The organism is Rhodococcus sp. C26F (assembly GCF_053345925.1).
On sequence record NZ_JBKFBA010000027.1, the window covers coordinates 29,401 to 50,412 of the forward strand.

A 21,012-nucleotide genomic window follows, 5' to 3' on the forward strand; every position below is an offset into this window, starting at 1 on the left:
GCACCCGGGGACGAGTAGGTGGGATCTGCGGATCAGCGGTTCAGCAGGGCCCGCATCGCTGCTGCCGCGCCCTCGACGAGCTTGTTCCGCGGGAAGCCACTGCGCTTGACCGCAGCTTCGTAGTTGCCGCCGGCGACCCACACCGGGCCGTCCTGGAGGTGCTCGAGACCCTCACGTGCGACGTCCTCCGGCTCGGCGACGAGCATCCCCGGGATGTCGAAGTTCAGGCCCGCGCGCACCATCGCCGGGGTGCGGGTGACACCGAGTACGAGTTCGACCACGTGCACGCCGTGCGGTGCGAGCTCGAGCCACAGACTTTCGGCGAAGACGCGGCTGAACGCCTTCGAGGCCGCGTAGATGCTCTGGTGTTCAGCACCCATGTAGCCGGAGAGCGACCCGAGCAGCATGATGCCGCCGCGCCCGCGCTCTTTCATCGGTCCACCGAACAGGTGCGACAACTCGATCTGCCGGTGGACGTTGAGTTCGATCACGCCGCGGAACCCGTCGAGGTCGCCGGTGACGAACTCGTGGCCGTAGCTGTTCGCGCCGGCGTTGAAGATGAACAGGCCGACCTCGATGTCCTCGGTCGCCTTGCGGATCTCTTCCACGGCATCGTCGTCGAGCAGATCCAGCGCGAGGGTGCGCACCTGCACGCCGTTGCTCCGTGCCTTGTCCGCCGTCTCCTCCAACGGGCCCGGCTTACGCGCGATGAGCACGAGATCGAAACCCGCGCGGCTCAATTCGTCGGCGAATGCCGCGCCGACGCCTTCGGAGCCCCCGGCGACGACGGCCCACGGGCCGTAGTACGAGCGGTCGAGATCGAGGGTTTCGGTCATCACTGGTCCTTCGGGAGGTAGTCGGAAGCTGAAGAGGTCACTGCACGATGGGGGCTCGGATCGGGGTGTCGTCGAAGACCTCGATGACTCCCGAGGCGGCCGCCTTGGCGATCGCGGCGTCGAGGTGCGTGCACGACATCCGGGGCGCACCGGGGCGGNGCGCCCGTCGTCGTCCCGGACGACGGGACAACGACGGTGCGCGTCGGTGTTCCACTGGATGGACGTGTGCTCCCAGCTGTTCTTCTGGACGAGCACCTGCGCGGCGCATTCGCCGCACCGCAACGGTTCCATCCGGTTCTGCATGTTCTTCGCTCCTACCCCGCCGTGGTGGGCTGCTGCGCGCTGCCCGGCTGCTCCGCAGCGCCGCTGCCAGACTGCTCCGCAGCGCCGGCCTGTTCTTCGAGGGCGGCGTTGCGGGCGATGTTCTCCTCGACCTCCTTCATCCACGCGGCCACCGGACGGGTGGTGTCCATCTCGAACTCGAAGCGGTCGGTCATCGCCGGCTCGACGTCCTCGACGTCGACGTAGAACTGCTCGTACCAGCGTCGCAGCTGGTAGACGGGGCCGTCCTCCTCGCACAGGAGCGGGTTGTCGATGCGGGTCTTGTTCCGCCAGATCTCGATGTCCTGTTCGAAGCCCTTCGCGATGAAGTTCCCGAACTGCTGGGCGGTCTGCAGGGCCTGCTCGCCTTCGAGGCGATCGGACTTCTTGACGATCATGCCGTACATCAGGACGAACTTGTCCTGGGAGACCGGGTAGTGGCAGTTGATGAGGACCGACTCGACGTCGTAACCCTCGTACTGGTAGACGAGATCGTCGATCATGAAGGACGGTCCGAAGTAGCTCGCGTCGGAGCGGCTTCCGAGCATCTTCGGCTGTCCGTCCGCGTGCGGACGAGCGTCCATACGAGCCTGACCACGCATGAACTGGCTGGCCACGTGGCCTTCGAAGACGTTCTTGAAGTAGACCGGGAAGGAGTAGTGCACGTAGAAGAAGTGCGCCATGTCGACGATGTTGTCGATGATCTCCCGGCAGTTCGTGTCGACCTCGGTGGTGTACCAGACCCAGTCGGTCCACTCGTCGCTCGTCGCACCTTCGATGCGCGGGATGGTCACGTCGGCCGGCGGCGGGTTCCCTTGCGGGTCGTGCCACACGAAGAGCATGCCGTCCTGATCGAGGGTGTGCCATGCGCGGGTCTTCGCGATCGGAGGAACTCGCCGCGCATACGGGATGTTCTTGCAGCGACCGTTGCCGCCCCAGCGCCAATCGTGGAAGGGACACGCGATCTCGTCGCCCTTGACGGTGCCCCGGCTGAGGTCCCCGCCCATGTGCCGGCAGTACGCGTCGAGGATCTTGATCTCGTCGTTGCTGTCGGCCCACACCACGAGCTTGGTCCCGAAGGCCTCGATCGAGTGCGGCTTGCCGTCCTTGAAGTCCTTCGACAGGCCGAGGCAGTGCCAGCCCCGGGCGAAGCGGGCGGGAGCCGACCCGGCGACGATCTCGCGGATCTCGGATTGTTCGGAAGTGCCGATGCTCACGGTCGTCCGTCCTTTCGGGAGGGAAGCGTTGAGGAGGTCAGGCGGCGGAGTCCGCTGGAGCATTCCGTCGCGATACGACCGAAACGCTAGGTGATCGGTATCACCCCTGATGAGGACATCTCACTGGTCGAGACCTTCCGATGTCGTGAGACCGGGCCGGACCGCGATCATGCAACCGGCGCAGGTTCGGTGGTCGGCAACAGGGCCGCCCGGCCGTTGGCCACGAACTCCCGCTCGATGCGCGTGCGTTCCGCGTCGTCGAGCAGGACGTACTCGGAGGTCCGTCCGACACGCACGTAGACCGTGTCGGGGGTGCTCCACGCAACCGCCCGCAGCGGGGCCTTGTTCACCTTGTTGCTGCCCGTCAGCGGGATCTGCGCGGTGACGCGCACGAATCGCGGCCACCACTTGTCTCCCATGTCGGGCTGCTCGGCGAGGGTCGCCCCGAACACCGCCGGGTCGAACTCCGCGCCGGGCTCGAGTTCGACGGCGCACATGACCTGATCCCCGGTCGTGGGATCGGGCACGGCGAAGACCGGGGCGGACAGGATGCCCGGCACCCGCAGGATGATGCGCTCGACGGGAGTGGCGGAGAAGTTCTCGCTGTCGACGCGAAGCCAGTCGGAGGATCTTCCGGCGAAGTAGAAGAAGCCGTTCTCGTCGCGGTACCCGAGGTCCCCCGACCAGAAGTCGTCGCCCTTGACCCGATCGGCCATCGCCTCGGGATTCTTGTAGTAGCCCTCGAAGGTGTGGGCGGCACCGCACGCGACGATCTGTCCGACGGCGTCACTGTTGAGGAGGCGACCGGTCTCGTCGAAACGGGCGCGGGGGCACTCCTGCCCGGTGTCCTCGTCGAGGATCCGGACATCGACGCCTCCGACGGCGACCCCGAGCGATCCGGTCGGGGTGTCGGGGGTGCGGTTGATGCGGAAGACGCCTTCGCTCATCCCGTAGCCTTCGACGACCGTGCAGCCGAAGCGTTCGGAAAAGCGGGCCACGTCGGCTTCGGATGCCTCGGTGCCGAACGCGAGTTCGAGGGTGCTCGCGCGGTCGCGGGGGTCTTCCGGCCGGCTGAGGATGTACGACAGGGCCCGGCCCACGTAGTTGACGAAAGTGGCGCCGTAGCGGTGGATGTCGTCGGAGAACCGGCTCGCGGAGAACCTCCGGATCAGGCAGACGGTCGCGCCGGCCCGCATGGCCGTGCCGAGGTTGAGCATGAGTGCGTTTCCGTGGAAGAGCGGCATGCACAGATAGGCGACCGAATCCTCGCGCATGCCAACACGTTCGGTGAGCGTACCGAGGAGGCGCGCGAGCCGGCCCTGGCCGACGATCACGGCCTTCGGAGCGCCGGTGGAACCGGAACTGAACAGCAACAATGCGATGTCGTCGGTGGACGGGATCGTCTCCGGCAGATCCGCGCCGCGGAACGGCGCGAGGAACTCCGCGTAGCGATCGCCGTCGATGTCGAGGATGCGGTCGGCCGGCAGTCCGTGGCCGGTGTCCTCGAGCAGATGGGCGAGGCGGGATTCGGTGACGACGAGGTCGATGTCCGCGTGCGCGATGTCGCGGGCGATCTCGGGGCCGCTGCGGCTGGCGTTGATGCCCACGACGGCTGCTCCGGCCAGGGCACCGGCGCCCATCCAGAAGACGAAGTCCGGGACGTTCTCGAGCAGCACCCCGATGTGGCGCTGCCGATCTGCGGGAGCAGGCACGGTCGCGACGATCGCGGCGGCACGATCGGCGCTTTCCTGAACCACCTCGCCCCAGGTCCACTGCTGGTCCTCGAAACGCAACCCTACCTTCGGGTCACCGTGACGAGCGCGCACTACTTCTGCGAACGTGTCCAAGTCTTTCCTCCAGACGGTTGTGGCGATCAAGCAAAAACGGCGCGACCGCCGGACAGGACGGCGCCGGTCGCCGTGACGACGTCGAACCGGACGTCCACTGCGTCACCCCAGGCGCGGACCTGTGCCGCATCACCGGGGAAGACGGGGGCCGCGAACCGCCCGAACAACGTCTTCAGGTCGGCGGGGTGCGCCCCGAGCATGTCGGCCAGAGGCAGGGTCGCGGCCGCCAGCGTGCACAGGCCGTGCAGGATGGGGCGGGGTTGCCCGATTCGCGCTGCAGCCTCGGGATCGATGTGGATGTGGTGCCGGTCGCCGGTCAGCCGGTAAAGCGCCGCCTGGTCGGCGCGGGTGGCGAGCGTGCCGACCACGTCGGCATCCCCCTCCGGTGCGGACGGCGCCGACGGTCCGCGCTCGCCGCCGAAACCTCCCGCTCCCGGTGCGAACAACGACCACGTCGCGACGAAGAACTCGCTCTCGACGACGACCTCGAAGACCGCTGCCCGGCCCTTGTCCCAGACCTCACCGACGCGCGCCGACATCGCGATCTCCCCGGAGCGTGGCAACGGTGCGAGCACCTCGAGGCTCTGGGAACCGTGGAGCGCGGTGGCCGTGTCGAAGGCACCGAGCGCACCGAGCGCATCCGGTGCCCACTGGGCCAGCGTCAGGGCGAACGTCGGCAACACCCGCAGCCGGTCCTCGAACACGAGATCGAGGTCCGCCGCGCCGGCGCCCACCGCGAGCGCGTACAGGATCGCGTCCCGCTCGTCGTAGCGGATCGTGCGGGCACCCAGGTCGTGGCCTCGCCACTGCGCGGGCGTCGACGTCGTTGCGGTCATTCGTCTTCGGTCCTTTCTCACAGGGGCGCCGGGCGGCGGCCCGACGGAGACAGGACCTCGCTTTTCCACAGACGCCCAGGTCACAGGCTAGGGAGAGCGATGGTGACCGTCACCGCCCGTCCCACTCACCGGTACATTCGGAGTCGGGGTGACCCGTCGTGAGATTCTGGCGGTACGCACTCGATGGAGGAGGGGACGTTCGTGAAGCGTGCAGGGGCACCGGTGGGATACAGGCGATGACCATCCCCTCCGATCCCTCCCATTTCCTCGATCAGCTGGTATCGCGACTCACCGGTCCGGGCGGCGAGTTCGAGATCGTCGTGCAGGACGTCCTGGGCACCGAGATGCCCGTCATGCGCAGACGCGACGTCGCCGTGGCGGATCTGCTCTCGCAGTCCCTCGCCTGGGGCGACCGCGAGTATCTGGTCACGACCGATCAGCGGATCACCTTCGCCCGGAACGCGCGCATGTCGTACGCCCTCGCCGCGGCGCTCCACGAGCGGTACGGGGTGGGCGTGGGCGACCGGGTCGCGATCCTGTCGGCGAACCGGCCCGAGTGGGTCACCGCCTTCTGGGCGACGCAGGCCCTCGGTGCGATCTCGGTGGGCCTGAACGCGTGGTGGGTGCAACCGGAACTCGAATTCGGTATCCGTCATTCGCGGCCCCGGGTGCTCTTCGTCGACGGTCCGCGTGCTGCGGCCGTGGCCGGCATCGACCGTGCGCAGACGGTGGTGCTGTCGATCGAGGAGGATCTGCCGCGCCTCATCGCCGAATTCGACGGCGCGCAGCCGCCGCCCCCGAGGGTCGCCGAGGACGATCCGGCCGTCCTCCTGTACACCTCGGGCACGAGCGGGGATCCGAAGGGTGCGTTGCACTCGCAGCGGAATCTGCTGGCAGTGGTCGACTACCACCGGTACCTCGACGCGATCGCGACGATCTGGACGGGGGCCGCGTACGAGCGGTCGGTGCCGTCGGATTCGCGGTACCTGCTGACGTCGTCGCTGTTCCACATCACGAGCCTGCACAACACGATCGTTCCGCGCCTGGCGACCGGCAGCACCGTGGTGATGAACCAGGGCTGGTTCGGTGTGCGTCCGGTGCTCGAGCTCATCGAGGCGGAGCAGGTGACGCACTGGATGGCCGTGCCGTCGATGGCGGCGCGGATGCTCGAGGACGAGGATCTCGACCGCTACGACCTGACCTCCCTGAACCGCTTCACGTTGTCCTCGGAGCCGTCGACGCCGGAGTTCAAACAGCGCCTGCGCGAAGGGCTCCCGTTCGGCAAGCACGCGATGGTCGACAGTTACACCATCACCGAGTGCAGCACGTCGATCGCCGTGGCCTCCGCCGCGGAACTCGAAGAGTATCCGGGCACGGTGGGGGCACCGATCATCACGGTGAGCCTGGAGATCCGGGACCGGACGGGCGCATGGCTCCCCGACGGCCAGGTGGGCGAGGTGTGTGTGCGCAGCCCGTTCGTCATGTTGGGCTATTGGGACGACGAGGCCGCGACGGCCGAGGCGATCACTCCCGACCGCTGGTTGCGCACAGGAGATTTCGGCGTCGTCGAGAACGGCCGGTTGCGATTGGTGGGCAGGCGGGCCGATCTCATCGAACAGAACGGCGAGAGCGTCTACCCCTCGGAGGTCGAGGGCGTGCTGTCGCAGCACCCCGCAGTGCGCGAGTGCATGGTCACCGGCGCGCCGCACCCCGAGTGGGGGCAGGAGGTCGCCGCGGTGGTCGTGCTCGCCGAAGGCCGTTCGGTCACCGCCGAGGAACTGACGACTTTCGCCTCCGAGCGGCTCGCGTACTTCAAGGTACCGACGCAGTGGACGCTGACCCGTGAGATGTTGCCGCGCAACGCGACCGGGAAGATCATCCGCAAGGGCTGGCGCGACACGTCCGGACCCTGGTAGCCGCACGCATCCCCCTCACGCGCGCCGCCGGGTGGACCGGACCGGAGTCCGGCCCACCCGAACGGAATTCGCTCAGCTCAACCGCTCGAGCACCATCGCCATGCCCTGGCCGCCGCCGACGCACATCGTCTCGACGCCGAACTGCTTGTCGTGGGTCTGCAGGTTGTTGATGAGTGTCGCGGTGATGCGGGCACCGGTCATGCCGAAGGGGTGACCGAGGGCGATCGCGCCACCGGAGACGTTGAGCTTGTCCTCGTCGATCTTCAGCTCACGCGCCGAGCCGAGCACCTGCACGGCGAACGCCTCGTTGATCTCGAACAGGTCGATGTCGTCGATGCCCATGTTCGCGTTGGCGAGAGCCTTGCGGGTCGCGTCGATCGGTCCGAGGCCCATGATCTCCGGCGACAGGCCCGAGACACCGGTGGAGACGATGCGCGCGAGCGGGGTCAGCCCGAGTTCCTTCGCCTTCGTGTCGGACATGATCACCAGAGCGGCCGCACCGTCGTTGAGCGGGCACGCGTTGCCGGCGGTCACCGTGCCGTCCGGGCGGAAGACCGGCTTGAGCTGACTGACGGCCTCGTAGTTGGTGCCCGGACGCGGACCGTCGTCGGTGCTGACGACCGTGCCGTCGGCGAGGGTCACCGGGGTGATCTCCCGCTCGAAGAAGCCGCTCTTGATGGCTTCCTCGGCGCGGTTGTGCGAGCGCACTCCCCAGCGGTCCTGGTCCTCGCGCGAGATGCCGGTGTGGGACGCGACGTTCTCGGCGGTCTGTCCCATCGCGACGTAGACGTCGGGGAGCAGGCCCTCGGTGCGCGGGTCGGTCCACGGCACTCCGCCTTCGGCGAGCTTGGCGGTACGCGCCTGGGCGTCGTCGAACAGCGGGTTCTTGGTGTCGGGCAGGCCGTCGGCGTTGCCGGTCACGAAGCTCGACACCGATTCGACGCCGGCGGAGACGAACACGTCGCCCTCGCCGGCCTTGATGGCGTGCAGCGCCATGCGGGTGGTCTGCAGCGACGACGAGCAGTACCGGTTGACGGTCACGCCGGGAAGGAAGTCGTAGCCGAGCTGCACCGCGACCACGCGGGCGATGTTGAAGCCGGACTGTCCGGCGGGCTGGCCGCAGCCGAGCATGAGGTCGTCGATCTCGGTGGGATCGAGATCGGGGACCTTCGCGAGCGCTGCGGCGACCATCTGGGTCGCCAGGTCGTCCGGGCGGATCGACGCGAGCGAGCCCTTGCGTGCTCGCCCGATCGGCGACCGTACTGCGGACACGATTACTGCTTCGGGCATCTTCTCTCCTCGATGATCGGTCGTACTTCGACCCTACGGCCCTTCGACCCTCTGGGTCCGGCGGCTATCCTGTGCTAACTTACCAAGCAATCGCTTGGTTTGGTACAGACGTTAGGAACATGCCATGGGCATCACCTCGACCTCCGACAGCGCCGGTATCACCACGGTCACCGTCGACTTCCCGCCCGTGAACGCTCTCCCCTCACAGGCCTGGTTCGACCTGGCCGAGGCCGTGACCACGGCCGGGCGCAGTCTCGACACCCACGCGGTGATCCTGCGCGCCGAGGGCAGAGGCTTCAACGCGGGTGTGGACATCAAGGAAATGCAGGCCACCGAAGGGTTCGACGCCCTGATCGCCGCCAACCACGGGTGTGCCGCGGCATTCGCCGCCGTCTACGACTGCGAGGTACCGGTGATCGTCGCCGTCAACGGCTTCTGCGTCGGAGGCGGCATCGGCCTCGTCGGCAACGCGGACGTCATCGTCGCCTCCGNCCGACGACGCCGTCTTCGGCCTGCCCGAGGTCGACCGCGGTGCACTCGGCGCCGCAACGCATCTCGCGCGCCTCGTCCCCCAGCACATGATGCGCACCCTCTACTACACGGCGCAGAACGTCACCGCGCAGCAGCTCGAGCACTTCGGCTCGGTGTACAAGGTCGTGCCGCGCAGCGAACTCGACGCCACCGCACGCGAGGTCGCCGAGATGATCGCCGCGAAGGACACCCGCGTCATCCGCCGTGCGAAGGAAGCCATCAACCGCATCGACCCCGTCGACGTGAAGACGAGCTACCGCCTCGAGCAGGGTTTCACCTTCGAGCTGAATCTCGCCGGCATCGCCGACGAGCACCGCGACGAGTTCGTCGCAACAGGAAAGCCGCGCAGCAACAGCTGACGCCTCACACCACCAGGAGTTCGGAACACCATGCGTGACAAGAGAATGTCGCTCGACGACGTGGTCGGCGAGCTGCGCAGCGGAATGACCATCGGCCTCGGTGGCTGGGGGTCGCGCCGCAAGCCCATGGCCCTCGTGCGGGCGATCCTCCGCTCGGACGTGAAGGATCTGACCGTCGTCACCTACGGCGGCCCCGATCTGGGTCTGCTGTGCTCGGCGGGCAAGGTGAAGAAGGCCTACTACGGATTCGTCTCGCTCGACTCGGCACCGTTCTACGATCCGTGGTTCGCCAAGGCCCGTACGGGCGGCGAGATCGTCGCCCGCGAGATGGACGAGGGCATGATCAAGTGCGGCCTGGAGGCTGCCGCGGCACGCCTGCCGTTCCTGCCCATCCGCGCAGGCCTGGGCTCGGCCGTCGTCGACTTCTGGGAAGGCGAACTGAAGACCGTCACCTCGCCGTATCCCGGTCCGGACGGCACCGAGACCCTCATCGCCATGCCGGCGCTGAACCTCGACGCGGCGTTCGTGCACCTCAACATCGGCGACAAGCACGGCAACGCCGGCTACCAGGGTGTCGACCCGTACTTCGACGACCTCTACTGCATGGCCGCCGAACGACGCTACGTCTCGGTCGAGAAGATCGTCGAGACCGAGCAGCTCGTGAAAGAGGTTCCACTCCAGCAGCTCCTACTCAACCGCATGATGGTCGACGGGATCGTCGAAGCACCGAACGGGGCGCACTTCACCCTCGCGGGCGACAGCTACGGCCGCGACGAGAAGTTCCAGCGCCACTACGCCGAGTCCGCCAAGGACCCCGAGGCATGGCAGGCATTCGTCGACCGCTTCCTCTCGGGCAGCGAGGACGACTACCAGGCCGCAGTCCAGAAGTTCGCACAGGAGCAGGCATGACCACCACCGAGACCGTGACCCGCGCCGAGTACTGCGCGATCGCATGCGCCGACATCTTCTCGGGTGCCGGCGAGATCATGGCGAGCCCGATGGCGACACTGCCGCAGATCGGTGCACGCCTGGCCAAGCTCACCACCGAGCCCGACCTGCTGATCACCGACGGTGAAGCACTCATCCTCGCCGACGTCCCGGCCCTCGGCGCGAAGGCACCGATCGAAGGCTGGATGCCGTTCCGCAAGGTGTTCGACGTCGTCGCGTCGGGTCGCCGTCACGTCGTGATGGGTGCCAACCAGATCGACCGGTACGGCAATCAGAACCTGTCGGCCTTCGGTCCGCTCCAGCAGCCGACGCGCCAGATGTTCGGTGTGCGCGGCGCTCCCGGCAACACGATCAACCACGCGACCAGCTACTGGGTCGGCAAGCACTCCTCGCGCGTGTTCGTCGACACGGTCGACATCGTCTCGGGTGTCGGATACGACAAGGTCGATCCCGAGAACCCGGCGTACCGCTTCCTGGACATCGCGCGGGTCATCACCAACCTCGGTGTCTTCGACTTCGGCGGCCCCGGCCACAGCTTCCGGGCGCTCTCGTTGCACCCGGGTGTCGAGGCCGTGACCGTCGCCGAGAACACCTCCTTCGAGGTCGCCGGCCTCGACGAGGCCGGCATGACCCGCGAACCCACCGCCGAGGAACTGCGTCTGATCCGAGAGGTGATCGACCCCAAGGGACTCCGCGACCGTGAGGTCGCACTGTGAGCACCCTGCGCACGGCACTGACGGAGCTCGTGGGCATCGAGCACCCCATCGTCCAGACGGGCATGGGCTGGGTGTCCGGCCCGCGGCTCACCGCCGCGACGTCGAACGCCGGTGGTCTCGGCATCCTCGCGTCGGCGACGATGACCTATCCCGAGCTCGAAGCAGCGGTCGCGAAGACGAAGTCGCTGACCGACAAGCCGTTCGGCGTCAACATCCGCGCCGACGCCTCGGACGCCGGTGAGCGCATCGACCTGCTGATCCGCGAGAAGGTGAAGGTAGCGTCGTTCGCCCTCGCACCGAAGAGGGAGCTGATCGCCGAGCTCAAGGATCACGGCATCGTCGTGATCCCGTCGATCGGTGCTGCCAAGCACGCCGTGAAGGTCGCCTCGTGGGGCGCCGACGCGGTGATCGTGCAGGGCGGCGAGGGCGGTGGCCACACCGGTCCCGTCGCGACGACCCTGCTGCTGCCGAGCGTCCTCGACGCCGTCGACATCCCCGTCGTCGCCGCCGGTGGCTTCTTCGACGGTCGCGGTCTGGCCGCCGCGCTGTCCTACGGCGCGGCCGGCATCGCGATGGGCACTCGGTTCCTGCTCACGAGCGACAGTGCCGTTCCCGATTCGGTGAAGCAGCAGTACCTTTCGCGGGGACTGCAGGACACCACGGTGTCACTCAAGGTCGACGGCATGCCGCACCGGGTCCTGAACACCGACCTGGTGAACAGCCTCGAGAAGTCCACCTACGCGAAGGGACTGCTCGCGGCCGCGCGGAACGCGACGAAGTTCAAGTCGATGACGGGCATGAAGTGGTCGACCATCGTCAAGGACGGCCTCGCCATGAAGAAGGCGAGCGACCGCACCTGGCAGCAGATCATCATGGCCGCCAACACCCCCATGCTCCTCAAGGCCGGCCTGGTGGAGGGCAACACCGCCGCCGGTGTGCTCGCCTCCGGTCAGGTCGTGGGCATGCTCGACGACCTGCCGAGCTGCCAGGAGCTGATCGACCGCATCGTCGCCGAGGCAGTCGAGCGCATCGATGCCCTCTCCGCCCTGCGCGATCAGGGGCGTCCCGCCGCCTGATTCCGATTCCGAGCAGATCGAGACCGGTGTTGTTGTCGAGTTTCCGCGAGAAATCGACAACAACACCGGTCTCGGTCGGTTCCGACGACCGCTATTCGGTGGTGAGCGCACTCAGGAAAGTGCGGGTGCGGCGGAGCGACGCACGCGGATCGTCGCCGACAGGGAAGATTGCCGCCCAGACGTCGGTGACGCCCGCATCGAGCAAACCCTGCAGCTGCCGGCGCACCGACTCCTCGTCGCCGACGATCGCGATGTCCGCCGGGGTACTCGCGCCCGCCTCCTCCAGGACCCGTCGATAGCTGGGCATCCCCGCGTAGGACGTGGCGGTCGCGGCGACCGCATCACGCGCGGCGTCCGCGTCGTCGTGGACCGCGACGGGCAGTCCCGCCACGATGCGCGGCTCCGGCCGGCCCGCCCGCGCGGCGGCCGCATTGATCGCGGGGGCGATCCGCGATTCGATCACCTTCGGCGCCGCCATCCACAGGACCGTCCCGTCGGCGTACTCCCCCGCGACCCGCAGCATCCGCGGCGACATGGCGGACAACAGAACGGGCACCTCGTGCGCAACGGAGACCATCCGTCCCGCACTGTGGGTGGACCAGTCCTCTCCCTGGAAGTCGACCTCCTCACCGCGCAGGAGAGCCGTGACGATCCGGATGTATTCCTCGGTGTTCTGTCCCGGGGTGTCGTACGACAGTCCGTAGACGTCCCGGACCAGGCTCTCGTGCGACGGTCCCAACCCGAGTGTGAATCCCGGCCGGCCCATGGCCTCGGCGACGGCCGCGGCGCGGTTCGCCTGCAGTAATGGGTGGCAGGGGTAGGTCTGGAGCACGGCGGTGCCGAGCTCGATCGATCCTGTCTCCCGACCGGCCACCGCGAGAGCCGCCAGCGGGTCGCCCGCGACGGTGCTCGCGAACCACAGGGACGTGAATCCCTCGGCCTCCGCCTTCTGTGCCTGCTTCACGATCCTGTCCGTGGACGACGCTCCGCCCGTGAGCCCGATTCGCATCGAACACCTCCGCAATCGCATTCCCATTCAACGTTGAGAACAGTACTCTCCCAGAAAGAGAGTATTACTTCCTGGACAGAGGAGACCACCGTGTTTGCCGATACCAAGCCGATCTCCGCAAAGATCGGCGTCGAGATCTCCGGCGTCGACGGGCGCTCCCTCAACCATTCACGCGTGGCCGAGCGATGCCGTGAACTCCTCGACGAATACGGTGTCGTCGTCTTCCACGAAACCGGCATCGCCGATGCCGATCTCGTGGCGTTGAGCAGGATGCTCGGCGAGGTCGTCGTCCCTCCGGTGGGTGGCCATCAGGATCATCCCGAGGTATCGGCCATCAGCCTCGACCCGGCCGAGACCGTGCTCGCGTCGTACAACCAGGGCACCTTCCACTGGCATATCGACGGTGCCACCGACGAGATCCCCCAGAAGGGAACTCTGCTCACGGCGCTCCGGGTGTCGGACGAAGGTGGCGACACCGAATTCGCGAACACCTATGCGGCGTACGAGGCACTGTCCGACCGGGACAAAGCGGAGTTCGAGAACCTTCGCGTCGTCCACAGCTTCGCGAACGCACAGCGGCTCGCGAACCCGGACCCGACCGAAAGGCAGGAAGCAGCCTGGGCGCGAGTTCCCGAGCGCGATCATCCGCTCGTGTGGACCCGACGCAACGGCCGCAAGTCGCTGCTGATCGGTGCGACCGCATCCCATGTGGTGGGGTGGCCGGAGGAGAAGGGACAACGCCTCGTCGCCCGGCTTCTCGCCTGGTCCACACAACCGCGCTTCTCGCTCCGGCACCATTGGCGTCCGGGCGATCTGGTGCTGTGGGACAACACCGGCATGCTGCATCGAGCAGTCCCCTACTCCCCCACGTCTCCTCGGTTGATGCACCGGACCACGCTTGTCGGTGAAGAGGCAGTCGCGTGAGCGGCCTCGACGCCCTCCAACGCGACGTCCGGTACCTCCTCGACCGCACCGCCATCCTCGACTGCATCGCAGCACATGCTCGCGGATGCGACCGGCACGACGCCGACCTGCTCTGCAGCACCTACCACGACGACGGGATCGACGAGCACGGCACGACCGTCAACAGCGGTCCGGACTACGCGCAGTGGGCGAACACCGTGCACGCCGCCACCTCACGGGCACACACCCACAACGTCACCACCCACCTCTGCGAGATCGACGGCGACACCGCCCACTGCGAGAGCTATGTGCTCGTCGGCCTGCTGGGACCGGACGCGCGCACGGTCCAGCTGATGAGCGGGCGGTACATCGACCGGCTCGAGAAGCGCGACGGCACGTGGCGGATCGCAGTCCGCAGATCCACCGTCGAATGGAGCGCGGCCGCCGACGCCTCGATCCTGGCGTCGCCGTACTTCCTCCGTCAGGGCTTCCCGACGGGCACGCGGGACACCGACGACCTGTCCTATCGACGCCCCCTGCTCGCGGACACGCCGGCACCCGCCCGGTGGGCGTAGGCGAACTGTTCGGTTCTCGGATCACAGGAAGGACCCATATGATTCGACGCAGATCGTCGTACCTCGCGCTCGTCGCGTTGTGCTCGGCTTTGTTCCTCATCACTGCCTGCGGAGGCTCCGGTGCGGGCTCGGGCTCCGCCGCGGCCGAGCCCGTCGGCGACCCGGTGGTCGGCGGATCCGCACGGCTCGTCCAGGTCCGCGAACCCGTCAGTCTCGACCCGGCGGTCCTCGCCAACAACTGGGTCGGGCAGGCAATGCTGGGCAACGCATTGTTCGGAACGCTGATGGTCGACGACCCAGCGACCCTCGAGGTGGAGCACAAACTCGCCACGGACTTCTCGACCGCCGACGGCGGCGCCACGTTCACCCTGACGCTCCGGCCGGACCTCGTCTTCTCGGACGGAACTCCGCTCGATGCGGAGGCGGTGGCATTCAACTGGAACCGGCATCGGGACCCGACGGTCGCGTCGAATGCGCTCGCACAGGCGTCGCAGATCGCGTCGACCGAAGTCGTGGACGGGACCACCCTGACGATCACCATGCGCTCGCCGAATCCCCACTTCGCGCACGCGATCACGTCGAGTTCTCTGAACTGGATCGCCTCCCCCACCGCAATTGCGAAGGGCCCGGAGGCGTTCAATGCCGAACCTATCGGCGCCGGCCCCTTCGTCCTGACCGAGTGGGCACGCCAGGATCGTATGGAACTCGAACGGAATCCGGACTACTGGGATGCACCGCGACCGTACCTGGACAACATCACGTTGATCACCGTCAGCGACGTCAACCAACGCACGAACGTGCTCGCCAGTGGCGCCGTGGATCTGGTCGCGGAGTCGAGCTGGTCGGCGTTGACACGAGCGGAGCAGGCCGGGCTTCCGACGCAGATCGTCCCGGAAGGCGGCGGGCAGTACATCGCCCTCAACGTCCGCCGGGCACCGTTCGACGACGTCCGAGCGCGAAAGGCCGTGGCCGCCGCGGTGCAGCTCGAGGGCATCAACAGCGCGGTCTTCGAAGGCAACGGCGAAGTGCCGGGCACCCTGTTCCAGGAGTCGTCGCCGTTCTTCGCGGACATACCGCTGCAACAGCACGATCCCGAGGAGGCACAGCGTCTCTTCCACGAACTCGCAACCGAGGGCAAGCCGGTGAAGGTCACCTTCCTCGCCACCTCTCTCGTCGAGATCCGAACGGTGGCCGAGACGGTTCAGGCGCAACTCGCTGCCTACGACAATGTCGACGTCGACGTCGAAGTACTCGACTACGCGGCCTTCATGCCGCGATACGCAGCGCGCGATTTCGACGCGACCATCTGGTCGGCCGACGTGCAGGAACCACACACCACACTGTGGCACCAGTTCCATTCGGGGTCGTCGGGAAATGTCGCAGGCATCGCCGACCCCGAACTGGATGCTGCCCTCGAGGCCGGCCGACTGGCGACCTCACCGGACGACCGGGTCGAGGCGTACACGACGGTCCAGCAGCGACTCGCCGACCTCGACGTCGGCATCTGGTACGTGCGGGCGGCACCTTCGGTGATCCATAGTTCCGACATCCACGGAGTACGGATGTACGCGCTGGGTTCTCCCCTGCCGGAGGAACTCTGGTCGGTCGAATCCGGATAGTCCCGCGCACGCGAAACCGGCGTTGTGTCGAACTTTCACGAAAAACGACGACAACGTCGGTTCCGATTCGACTGACTACGCTCGTTGACGGATCCGCCGACCTCGCGTTACCGTGCGCGGAACTGTTTTACCGCAGGCATGGGGGCCCGGTGAGATCACGTACGGTCGCATTCGTCGTGGCGGCAATGGCCGCCTGCACCATCACATCCGCAGGACTGGCGACCGCCGATCCCACCGGTGGCGCCTCCGGCGCCTCCTGGCAGAGCGTCGTCGACGCTCCCGACGCCTATCCGAACACGGCAGTCGAATGGGACGTGCCCATCACGATGAGCGACGGGACGATGCTCCGCGCCAACGTCTTCCGTCCCGCACACGCCGACGGCACCCCGATCGACGAACCCACCCCGGTCGTCCTCGGTCTCACGCCGTACACGAAACTGCTGTCGACGCTGGCGTCGGTGGCGATGGAGGACCCGCAGTTCGCCCCGCTCGTGGACGAACTCGGATCCGTCCTGAACTTCGGCGCCCCCTTCGACGGCATCACCGAACTCGCCGCCCCGGCATCGCAACTCGGCCGCGCCTTCGGACTCAACCGCGATCTCGTGCAGAACGGGTACACGCAGGTGATCGTCGACGTGCGGGGCACCGGTTTCTCCCACGGACAGTGGGACGTCCTCGGTCCGCGCGAGCAGCAGGACACCGTCGAGGTCATCGACTGGGCGGCGAAGCAGCCGTGGTCGAACGGACGCGTCGGAACGACCGGCGTCTCCTATTCGGCGATCAACCAGATCCAGGCCGCCGGCCTGCGGCCCGAGGCACTCGACGCGGTCTTCGCCGTCGAACCCGGCAACGACCTGCTGCGCGACATCGTGGGCACCGGCGGCGCCGTGGGCGTGGGATTCATGCCCGCCTGGCTCGGTCTCGTCAACGGGCTCAAGTGGGTTCCCGACATGGAAGCCCTCCTCCAGGGCCGGTTCGACGCGCAGTGGTTGCGCGACAGGCTCGCCGACCCCGCCACGAAGATCCCCGAACTCTTCGAGGTCCTCACGGCACCCAGCATCGACGGTGTCTCCCCCGACGCCCTCGCGGTCGCGCAGGACGGCCCGTTCTACCAGGAACGGCAGGCCCGACTCGAGTCGATCGAGGTGCCCACCTTCGTGTTCGGCAACTGGCACGACATCTTCGCCAACAGCGAGCCCGACATCTACAACCGGATTCCCGTCGAACCCGGCCGCAAGCAACTGGTGATGGGCGACGGCTACCACGCGATCCTCGGGACCGGATTCGGCACACCGGGACACCCGCCGAACATCACGGCACTCCAGCACGCGTGGTTCGACCGCTGGCTCGAGGACATCGACAACGGTATCGACGAGTACGGCCCGGTCACCCTGCTACAGCAGGGCGGAGGTTGGGTCACGAACGACGAGTTCCCACGCAGCACCGTCGACCACGAGAAGCTCTTCCTGTCGGCGGCTCCGAGTGGCACGGCCGGGCACGCTCTCCACGACGGCACGCTCGCGACGTCGGCGCCCGAAACCGCGCAACGACTCACCGTCGCCCCGGGACTGCGCGGCTTCTGTTCCCGTGAGGCTGCACAGGGCACCGCCGGCATCGCGGTGCTGCTGGGTGCCGGATGCACGAAGGACGCCCGGTTCAACGAGGCCGAGGCCCTCACCTTCACCAGCGGGCCGGTCGCCGAACCGACCGTGCTGTCGGGGCCGGTCAACGTGCACCTCGAGACCGTCCTCGACGCCACCGACGGATTCTGGTCGGTCTCCGTGAACGACGTGGCTCCGGACGGACGGTCCACCGTGCTCACCACCGGTTCCCTCGTCTCGTCGCTGCGGGCGATCGACGATTCGAAGAGCACGTTCACCGCCGACGGCGACTACGCGCGAGCGCATCCGGTGTTGACCCTCGAGTCCCGGCAGCCGATCGTCCCGGGGCAACCGACGGCCCTCGACATCAGCACGCTGCCGACCGAGGCGGTCCTGCAACCGGGTCACCACATCCGCGTGGACGTCTACGCCGCGAGCGTCCCGCGCTCGCTGCCGCTCGGCCCGATGCTGGTCGAGAGCGGATTGAGACCGCAGCACCTCGAACTCAACTCCACCGCACCGAGTTTCGTGACGATCCCCGTGGTGCGGTAGGAGTCACATCAGCCGGCGCCGGATCGCTCCAGATTGCCCCGATCCCACGCACCGAGCCGGGCGGCCGCGTCGTAGGTGCTGCGCAGGAACTGGAGCAGTTCCGCGTCGGGATCGGCCGCGGTCCGCACCGCCTCGTAAGGCAGCACGAACTCTCCCAGCTCAGCGGCATAGAGGGCGGCGTCCGGGCGCACCGGAGACTGAGCGAAGCCTTCGAGTGCAGGGTAGACGTACGAATAGAACGCCCCCTCGTCCCCACCGCCCGGCCAGAATCCACAGCTGCTGAGCTCGTGAGAGTATGCCTCCGTCATCACTTCGTCGGGGCAGTTCGGGATTCCCCCGGGATGGGGCGGAGCAGCGCGTCCGGAGAATCGGGTGCATGCGAGGTCCATCGCACCCCAGAAGAAGTGCACCGGACTGACCTTGCCGAGGAAGTCTGCTCGGAACCGGAGCAGGACACGGTGCGCCTGCACGAGTTGCCGCCAGAAGAGATGAGCCGCCTCGGGGTCGTACGAATCATGTTCACGGTCCTGTGCGAAGGGGATCGCCGGATCCACCTCGTTGGGTGTGCCCTGGATCCGGGTCGTGATACCCAGCTCGTCCAGAGCTCCGAAAGTGCGGGTGTAGAACTCCGCCACCGGTTGTGCGATGAGAGGCACCGAACGGCTGCGACCGTCGCTCGCACGGATGTGCAGGCGGTGCTCGAAGAAGTCGAACTCCATGTCGAAGACGGCATGCCCATAGGGAATCGACGAGGTGCCCAGCCCACGCGGCGTGACGTACAGCGTCGTCTGCCACCAGTGGTTGACCATCGGTGTATGGGCCATGCGGATCTTGCCGACGATCTGCAACCACATGTGAAGGGTGTCCCGGGTGTCGGTCCATTCCGCTGTGCGCAGACTCGGCCACGCGTCACCGGACACAGGTGCTGGGTCGTTCACGATGCCTCCCGCGGTCCGGAAATCGACCCTACTCCGCCGAAGCCCGGGCCATGGCCCGGTCAGGAAGATTCCCGATACCGCGTGCCAACAGTTCGCCGCTGTGTCAGCGAATTGCGCTCGGCACGGAGCCAGGCAGGGGTATCAGTGTCCCGTTGCGCACGGCACAGGCGCGGTCGACGAGAGTCAGCCGGCTCAGGTCGTGAGTGACCATCACGATCGCCACATCCCGATCCCGGCTCAGATCGGCGAGCAGGGCCACGACCTCGCGGCTGCGGTTCTCGTCGAGGGCCGAGGTGGGCTCGTCGACGAGCAACACCGAGGGGTCGTTCATCAGGCCTCGCGCGATGGCAACCCGTTGCCGTTGACCTCCCGACAGTTGGTGGGGACGCCGGTCCACGTGCCCGTCGAGACCCAATGAACACAACAGGTCCGTGGCACGGGCACGACTCTCGCGGACCGAGTCGCCGGCGAGATGGGACATCATCTGCAGTTGTTCGACTGCGGTCAACGAGGGCAGCAGGTTCGACTTGCTGGAACACGAATCCGAGCTTCTCGCGTCGCATGGTCGTGCGCTCGTCACGGTCCAGTCCCGTCATGTCGCTGCCGTCGATAACGACACGACCCGAATCGGGGGTGATGAGCAGGCCGGCGACAGCGAGCAGGCTCGATTTGCCGGACCCGGACGGACCGGTCACAGCCACGAATTCGCCGCGTCGGACCTCGAAATTCACGTCGTCGAGGACGCGTCGATGCCCGTCACCGTCGGGATAGCCGAGGACGATGTTGCGTAAGCAGATACTCATGTCGAAGTCCTTCGTTCTCGGTAGATGACTCATCGAGCGGCTGCAAGGGCAGCGAGCGGGTCGACCTTGGCGATACGGACCAGGGAAGCGGCCGCGCCGATCATGCCCGTCGCAACGAGGGCGAGGAACGGAACCACGGTGGTGGACATCGTGAGCGAGAACGGAACCGACTGCGAGGCTGCCGTTCCGAGACCGGCTGCGGCCAGGGTTCCAAGTCCGGATCCGAGTACCAACACGATCGAGCTCTGCCCGAGTGCGTCCTGGAGCAGGTAGCGGGTAGAGGCACCGACAGCCTTGAGCACAGCGAGGTCCTGGCCGCGCTGGATGGTCCATACCGTGAAGAAGGCTCCGACGACCAAGGCGCTGACGATCATCAGCATCGTCTGCATCAACAGCAGCGATCCACGCTCGGAGGTGTACGACCCGATCGCGTTCAGCGCGCCACGGCCGTCGATGACGGCCGTCCCGGTCGCCTCACCGACAGAATCGGCGTCGAACCCTGCGGAGGTCCGCAATGCAACGACGGTGCCGTCACTGCCACCGGCCGACGGCAGTGACATCCATGCGTCGTGGTCCATCCAGACCACGGGCTGATGACTGTAGAACGAGTCGTCGACCAGAGCGGTGATGGTGAATACCTTTCCGCTCATCAGAATCCGTGTTCCGTTCGTCCATCCGTTGTCATTGGCGAGGTCGGCGTCCACGGCTACTGAGCCGGCACCGAGCACGACCGGAGCGGCGAAAGAATGCCCGTCGACGCCGAACGCAGAAGCGGCAACTTCTCGACCGTCGACGCTGATCCGAGCGGGTGCCACCCCGATGATCGACGCAGCATCGACACCGTCGGCCTCCGCAAGTTCCGCATACTGCCGCGTCGTCACGGTCGACTCGGCGAACGAGACCGAGCGGCCATCGGGGGGAGCACCGAATGCGAAGTGGTCGGCGCCGATGTTCTCGATCGCAGCGATAGACCGATTACCCAGTCCGGAGGTCAGCCCCGACAGCGTGACCACCATCAGCGAAATGAGGAACAGGGCCGAGGTCATCAGCGTAAAGCGACCTTTGGCGAACCGGAGATCACGGAAAGCGAGGAACATGCATCTCAGCGTCGTGCAAGGA

General features: G+C 67.1%; 16 protein-coding genes and 2 pseudogenes. 9 read left to right on the forward strand and 9 right to left on the reverse strand.

The features are described from left to right. Positions 1-32: 32 nt before the first annotated feature. The 4 genes from ACLBYD_RS21840 to ACLBYD_RS21855 form a co-directional block, all read right to left on the reverse strand. Positions 33-836 (reverse strand): SDR family NAD(P)-dependent oxidoreductase, encoded by an 804-nt coding sequence (locus tag ACLBYD_RS21840; protein WP_447818087.1) that lies wholly within the window; start codon positions 834-836, stop codon positions 33-35. Between the two features lie 314 nt (positions 837-1,150). Continuing rightward, on the reverse strand, positions 1,151-2,374 hold the full coding sequence (locus tag ACLBYD_RS21845; protein ID WP_447818088.1) for a Rieske 2Fe-2S domain-containing protein: 1,224 nt from the start codon (positions 2,372-2,374) through the stop codon (positions 1,151-1,153). 167 nt (positions 2,375-2,541) lie between these two features. Beyond that, complete coding sequence (locus ACLBYD_RS21850) at positions 2,542-4,221, reverse strand: AMP-binding protein (protein WP_447818089.1); 1,680 nt, start codon at positions 4,219-4,221, stop codon at positions 2,542-2,544. A 26-nt stretch (positions 4,222-4,247) separates the two neighbouring features. Continuing rightward, positions 4,248-5,057: a MaoC/PaaZ C-terminal domain-containing protein gene (locus tag ACLBYD_RS21855; RefSeq protein WP_447818090.1), complete on the reverse strand. Its 810-nt coding sequence runs from the start codon at positions 5,055-5,057 to the stop codon at positions 4,248-4,250. Between the two features lie 236 nt (positions 5,058-5,293). Here ACLBYD_RS21855 and ACLBYD_RS21860 point away from each other — a divergent pair, with 236 nt between their 5' ends. Next, a complete protein-coding gene (locus ACLBYD_RS21860) occupies positions 5,294-6,973 on the forward strand; it encodes a class I adenylate-forming enzyme family protein (protein ID WP_447818091.1) in 1,680 nt (559 codons plus the stop codon). 72 nt (positions 6,974-7,045) lie between these two features. Here the strand turns inward: ACLBYD_RS21860 and ACLBYD_RS21865 are convergent, their stop codons facing one another. Then, positions 7,046-8,263, reverse strand: coding sequence for an acetyl-CoA C-acetyltransferase (locus ACLBYD_RS21865; protein ID WP_006550414.1), 1,218 nt, complete (start codon positions 8,261-8,263; stop codon positions 7,046-7,048). A gap of 124 nt (positions 8,264-8,387) precedes the next feature. Between ACLBYD_RS21865 and echA20 the strand changes: the two are divergent. The 4 genes and pseudogenes from echA20 (at position 8,388) to ipdC (ending at position 11,893) form a co-directional block, all read left to right on the forward strand. Beyond that, positions 8,388-9,153: pseudogene (gene echA20 / locus ACLBYD_RS21870) on the forward strand ((7aS)-7a-methyl-1,5-dioxo-2,3,5,6,7,7a-hexahydro-1H-indene-carboxyl-CoA hydrolase). Between the two features lie 30 nt (positions 9,154-9,183). Next, positions 9,184-10,062, forward strand: coding sequence for a cholesterol ring-cleaving hydrolase subunit IpdA (gene ipdA, locus ACLBYD_RS21875; protein WP_183070638.1), 879 nt, complete (start codon positions 9,184-9,186; stop codon positions 10,060-10,062). After that, positions 10,059-10,817 (forward strand): cholesterol ring-cleaving hydrolase subunit IpdB, encoded by a 759-nt coding sequence (gene ipdB / locus ACLBYD_RS21880; protein ID WP_447818092.1) that lies wholly within the window; start codon positions 10,059-10,061, stop codon positions 10,815-10,817. Before ipdA ends, ipdB begins: the two co-directional genes overlap by 4 nt. Next, the gene (gene ipdC / locus ACLBYD_RS21885) at positions 10,814-11,893 is read left to right on the forward strand and encodes a (3aS,4S,5R,7aS)-5-hydroxy-7a-methyl-1-oxo-octahydro-1H-indene-4-carboxyl-CoA dehydrogenase (protein ID WP_447818093.1); all 1,080 of its coding nucleotides are present in this window, start codon (positions 10,814-10,816) and stop codon (positions 11,891-11,893) included. The genes ipdB and ipdC overlap by 4 nt, the downstream gene beginning before the upstream one ends. 91 nt (positions 11,894-11,984) lie before the next feature. On the opposite strand, the gene ACLBYD_RS21890 is transcribed toward ipdC, so the two are convergent. Next, complete coding sequence (locus ACLBYD_RS21890; RefSeq protein ID WP_447818094.1) at positions 11,985-12,902, reverse strand: TIGR03564 family F420-dependent LLM class oxidoreductase; 918 nt, start codon at positions 12,900-12,902, stop codon at positions 11,985-11,987. Positions 12,903-12,992: 90 nt separating this feature from the next. Between ACLBYD_RS21890 and ACLBYD_RS21895 the strand changes: the two genes are divergently transcribed. The 4 genes from ACLBYD_RS21895 (at position 12,993) to ACLBYD_RS21910 (ending at position 18,152) form a co-directional block, all read left to right on the forward strand. Beyond that, entirely contained in the window at positions 12,993-13,826 is an 834-nt protein-coding gene (locus tag ACLBYD_RS21895) for a TauD/TfdA dioxygenase family protein (RefSeq protein WP_447818095.1), read from the forward strand. Continuing rightward, on the forward strand, positions 13,823-14,380 hold the full coding sequence (locus ACLBYD_RS21900) for a nuclear transport factor 2 family protein (protein ID WP_447818096.1): 558 nt from the start codon (positions 13,823-13,825) through the stop codon (positions 14,378-14,380). The genes ACLBYD_RS21895 and ACLBYD_RS21900 overlap by 4 nt, the downstream gene beginning before the upstream one ends. A 38-nt stretch (positions 14,381-14,418) precedes the next feature. Beyond that, positions 14,419-15,999: an ABC transporter substrate-binding protein gene (locus ACLBYD_RS21905; protein WP_447818097.1), complete on the forward strand. Its 1,581-nt coding sequence runs from the start codon at positions 14,419-14,421 to the stop codon at positions 15,997-15,999. A gap of 185 nt (positions 16,000-16,184) precedes the next feature. Then, positions 16,185-18,152, forward strand: coding sequence for a CocE/NonD family hydrolase (locus tag ACLBYD_RS21910; RefSeq protein WP_447818128.1), 1,968 nt, complete (start codon positions 16,185-16,187; stop codon positions 18,150-18,152). Positions 18,153-18,160: 8 nt separating this feature from the next. Here ACLBYD_RS21910 and ACLBYD_RS21915 read toward each other — a convergent pair whose 3' ends face one another. The 3 genes and pseudogenes from ACLBYD_RS21915 to ACLBYD_RS21925 form a co-directional block, all read right to left on the reverse strand. Continuing rightward, positions 18,161-19,093, reverse strand: coding sequence for a DUF5996 family protein (locus ACLBYD_RS21915; protein ID WP_447818129.1), 933 nt, complete (start codon positions 19,091-19,093; stop codon positions 18,161-18,163). Positions 19,094-19,193: 100 nt separating this feature from the next. Continuing rightward, positions 19,194-19,893, reverse strand: a pseudogene (locus ACLBYD_RS21920) (ABC transporter ATP-binding protein). 29 nt (positions 19,894-19,922) lie between these two features. Further along, entirely contained in the window at positions 19,923-20,990 is a 1,068-nt protein-coding gene (locus tag ACLBYD_RS21925; protein WP_447818098.1) for an ABC transporter permease, read from the reverse strand. Positions 20,991-21,012 lie beyond the last annotated feature (22 nt).

What these genes read in the sequence shown, in the direction of transcription:
- ACLBYD_RS21840 (WP_447818087.1), bottom strand. Translation starts at nt 836, where the DNA reads ATGACCGAAACCCTCGATCTCGACCGCTCGTACTACGGCCCGTGGGCC.
- ACLBYD_RS21855 (WP_447818090.1), bottom strand. Translation starts at nt 5,057, where the DNA reads ATGACCGCAACGACGTCGACGCCCGCGCAGTGGCGAGGCCACGACCTG.
- ACLBYD_RS21860 (WP_447818091.1), top strand. Translation starts at nt 5,294, where the DNA reads ATGACCATCCCCTCCGATCCCTCCCATTTCCTCGATCAGCTGGTATCG.
- ACLBYD_RS21865 (WP_006550414.1), bottom strand. Translation starts at nt 8,263, where the DNA reads ATGCCCGAAGCAGTAATCGTGTCCGCAGTACGGTCGCCGATCGGGCGA.
- ipdA (WP_183070638.1), top strand. Translation starts at nt 9,184, where the DNA reads ATGCGTGACAAGAGAATGTCGCTCGACGACGTGGTCGGCGAGCTGCGC.
- ipdB (WP_447818092.1), top strand. Translation starts at nt 10,059, where the DNA reads ATGACCACCACCGAGACCGTGACCCGCGCCGAGTACTGCGCGATCGCA.
- ACLBYD_RS21890 (WP_447818094.1), bottom strand. Translation starts at nt 12,902, where the DNA reads ATGCGAATCGGGCTCACGGGCGGAGCGTCGTCCACGGACAGGATCGTG.
- ACLBYD_RS21905 (WP_447818097.1), top strand. Translation starts at nt 14,419, where the DNA reads ATGATTCGACGCAGATCGTCGTACCTCGCGCTCGTCGCGTTGTGCTCG.
- ACLBYD_RS21910 (WP_447818128.1), top strand. Translation starts at nt 16,185, where the DNA reads ATGGCCGCCTGCACCATCACATCCGCAGGACTGGCGACCGCCGATCCC.
- ACLBYD_RS21925 (WP_447818098.1), bottom strand. Translation starts at nt 20,990, where the DNA reads ATGTTCCTCGCTTTCCGTGATCTCCGGTTCGCCAAAGGTCGCTTTACG.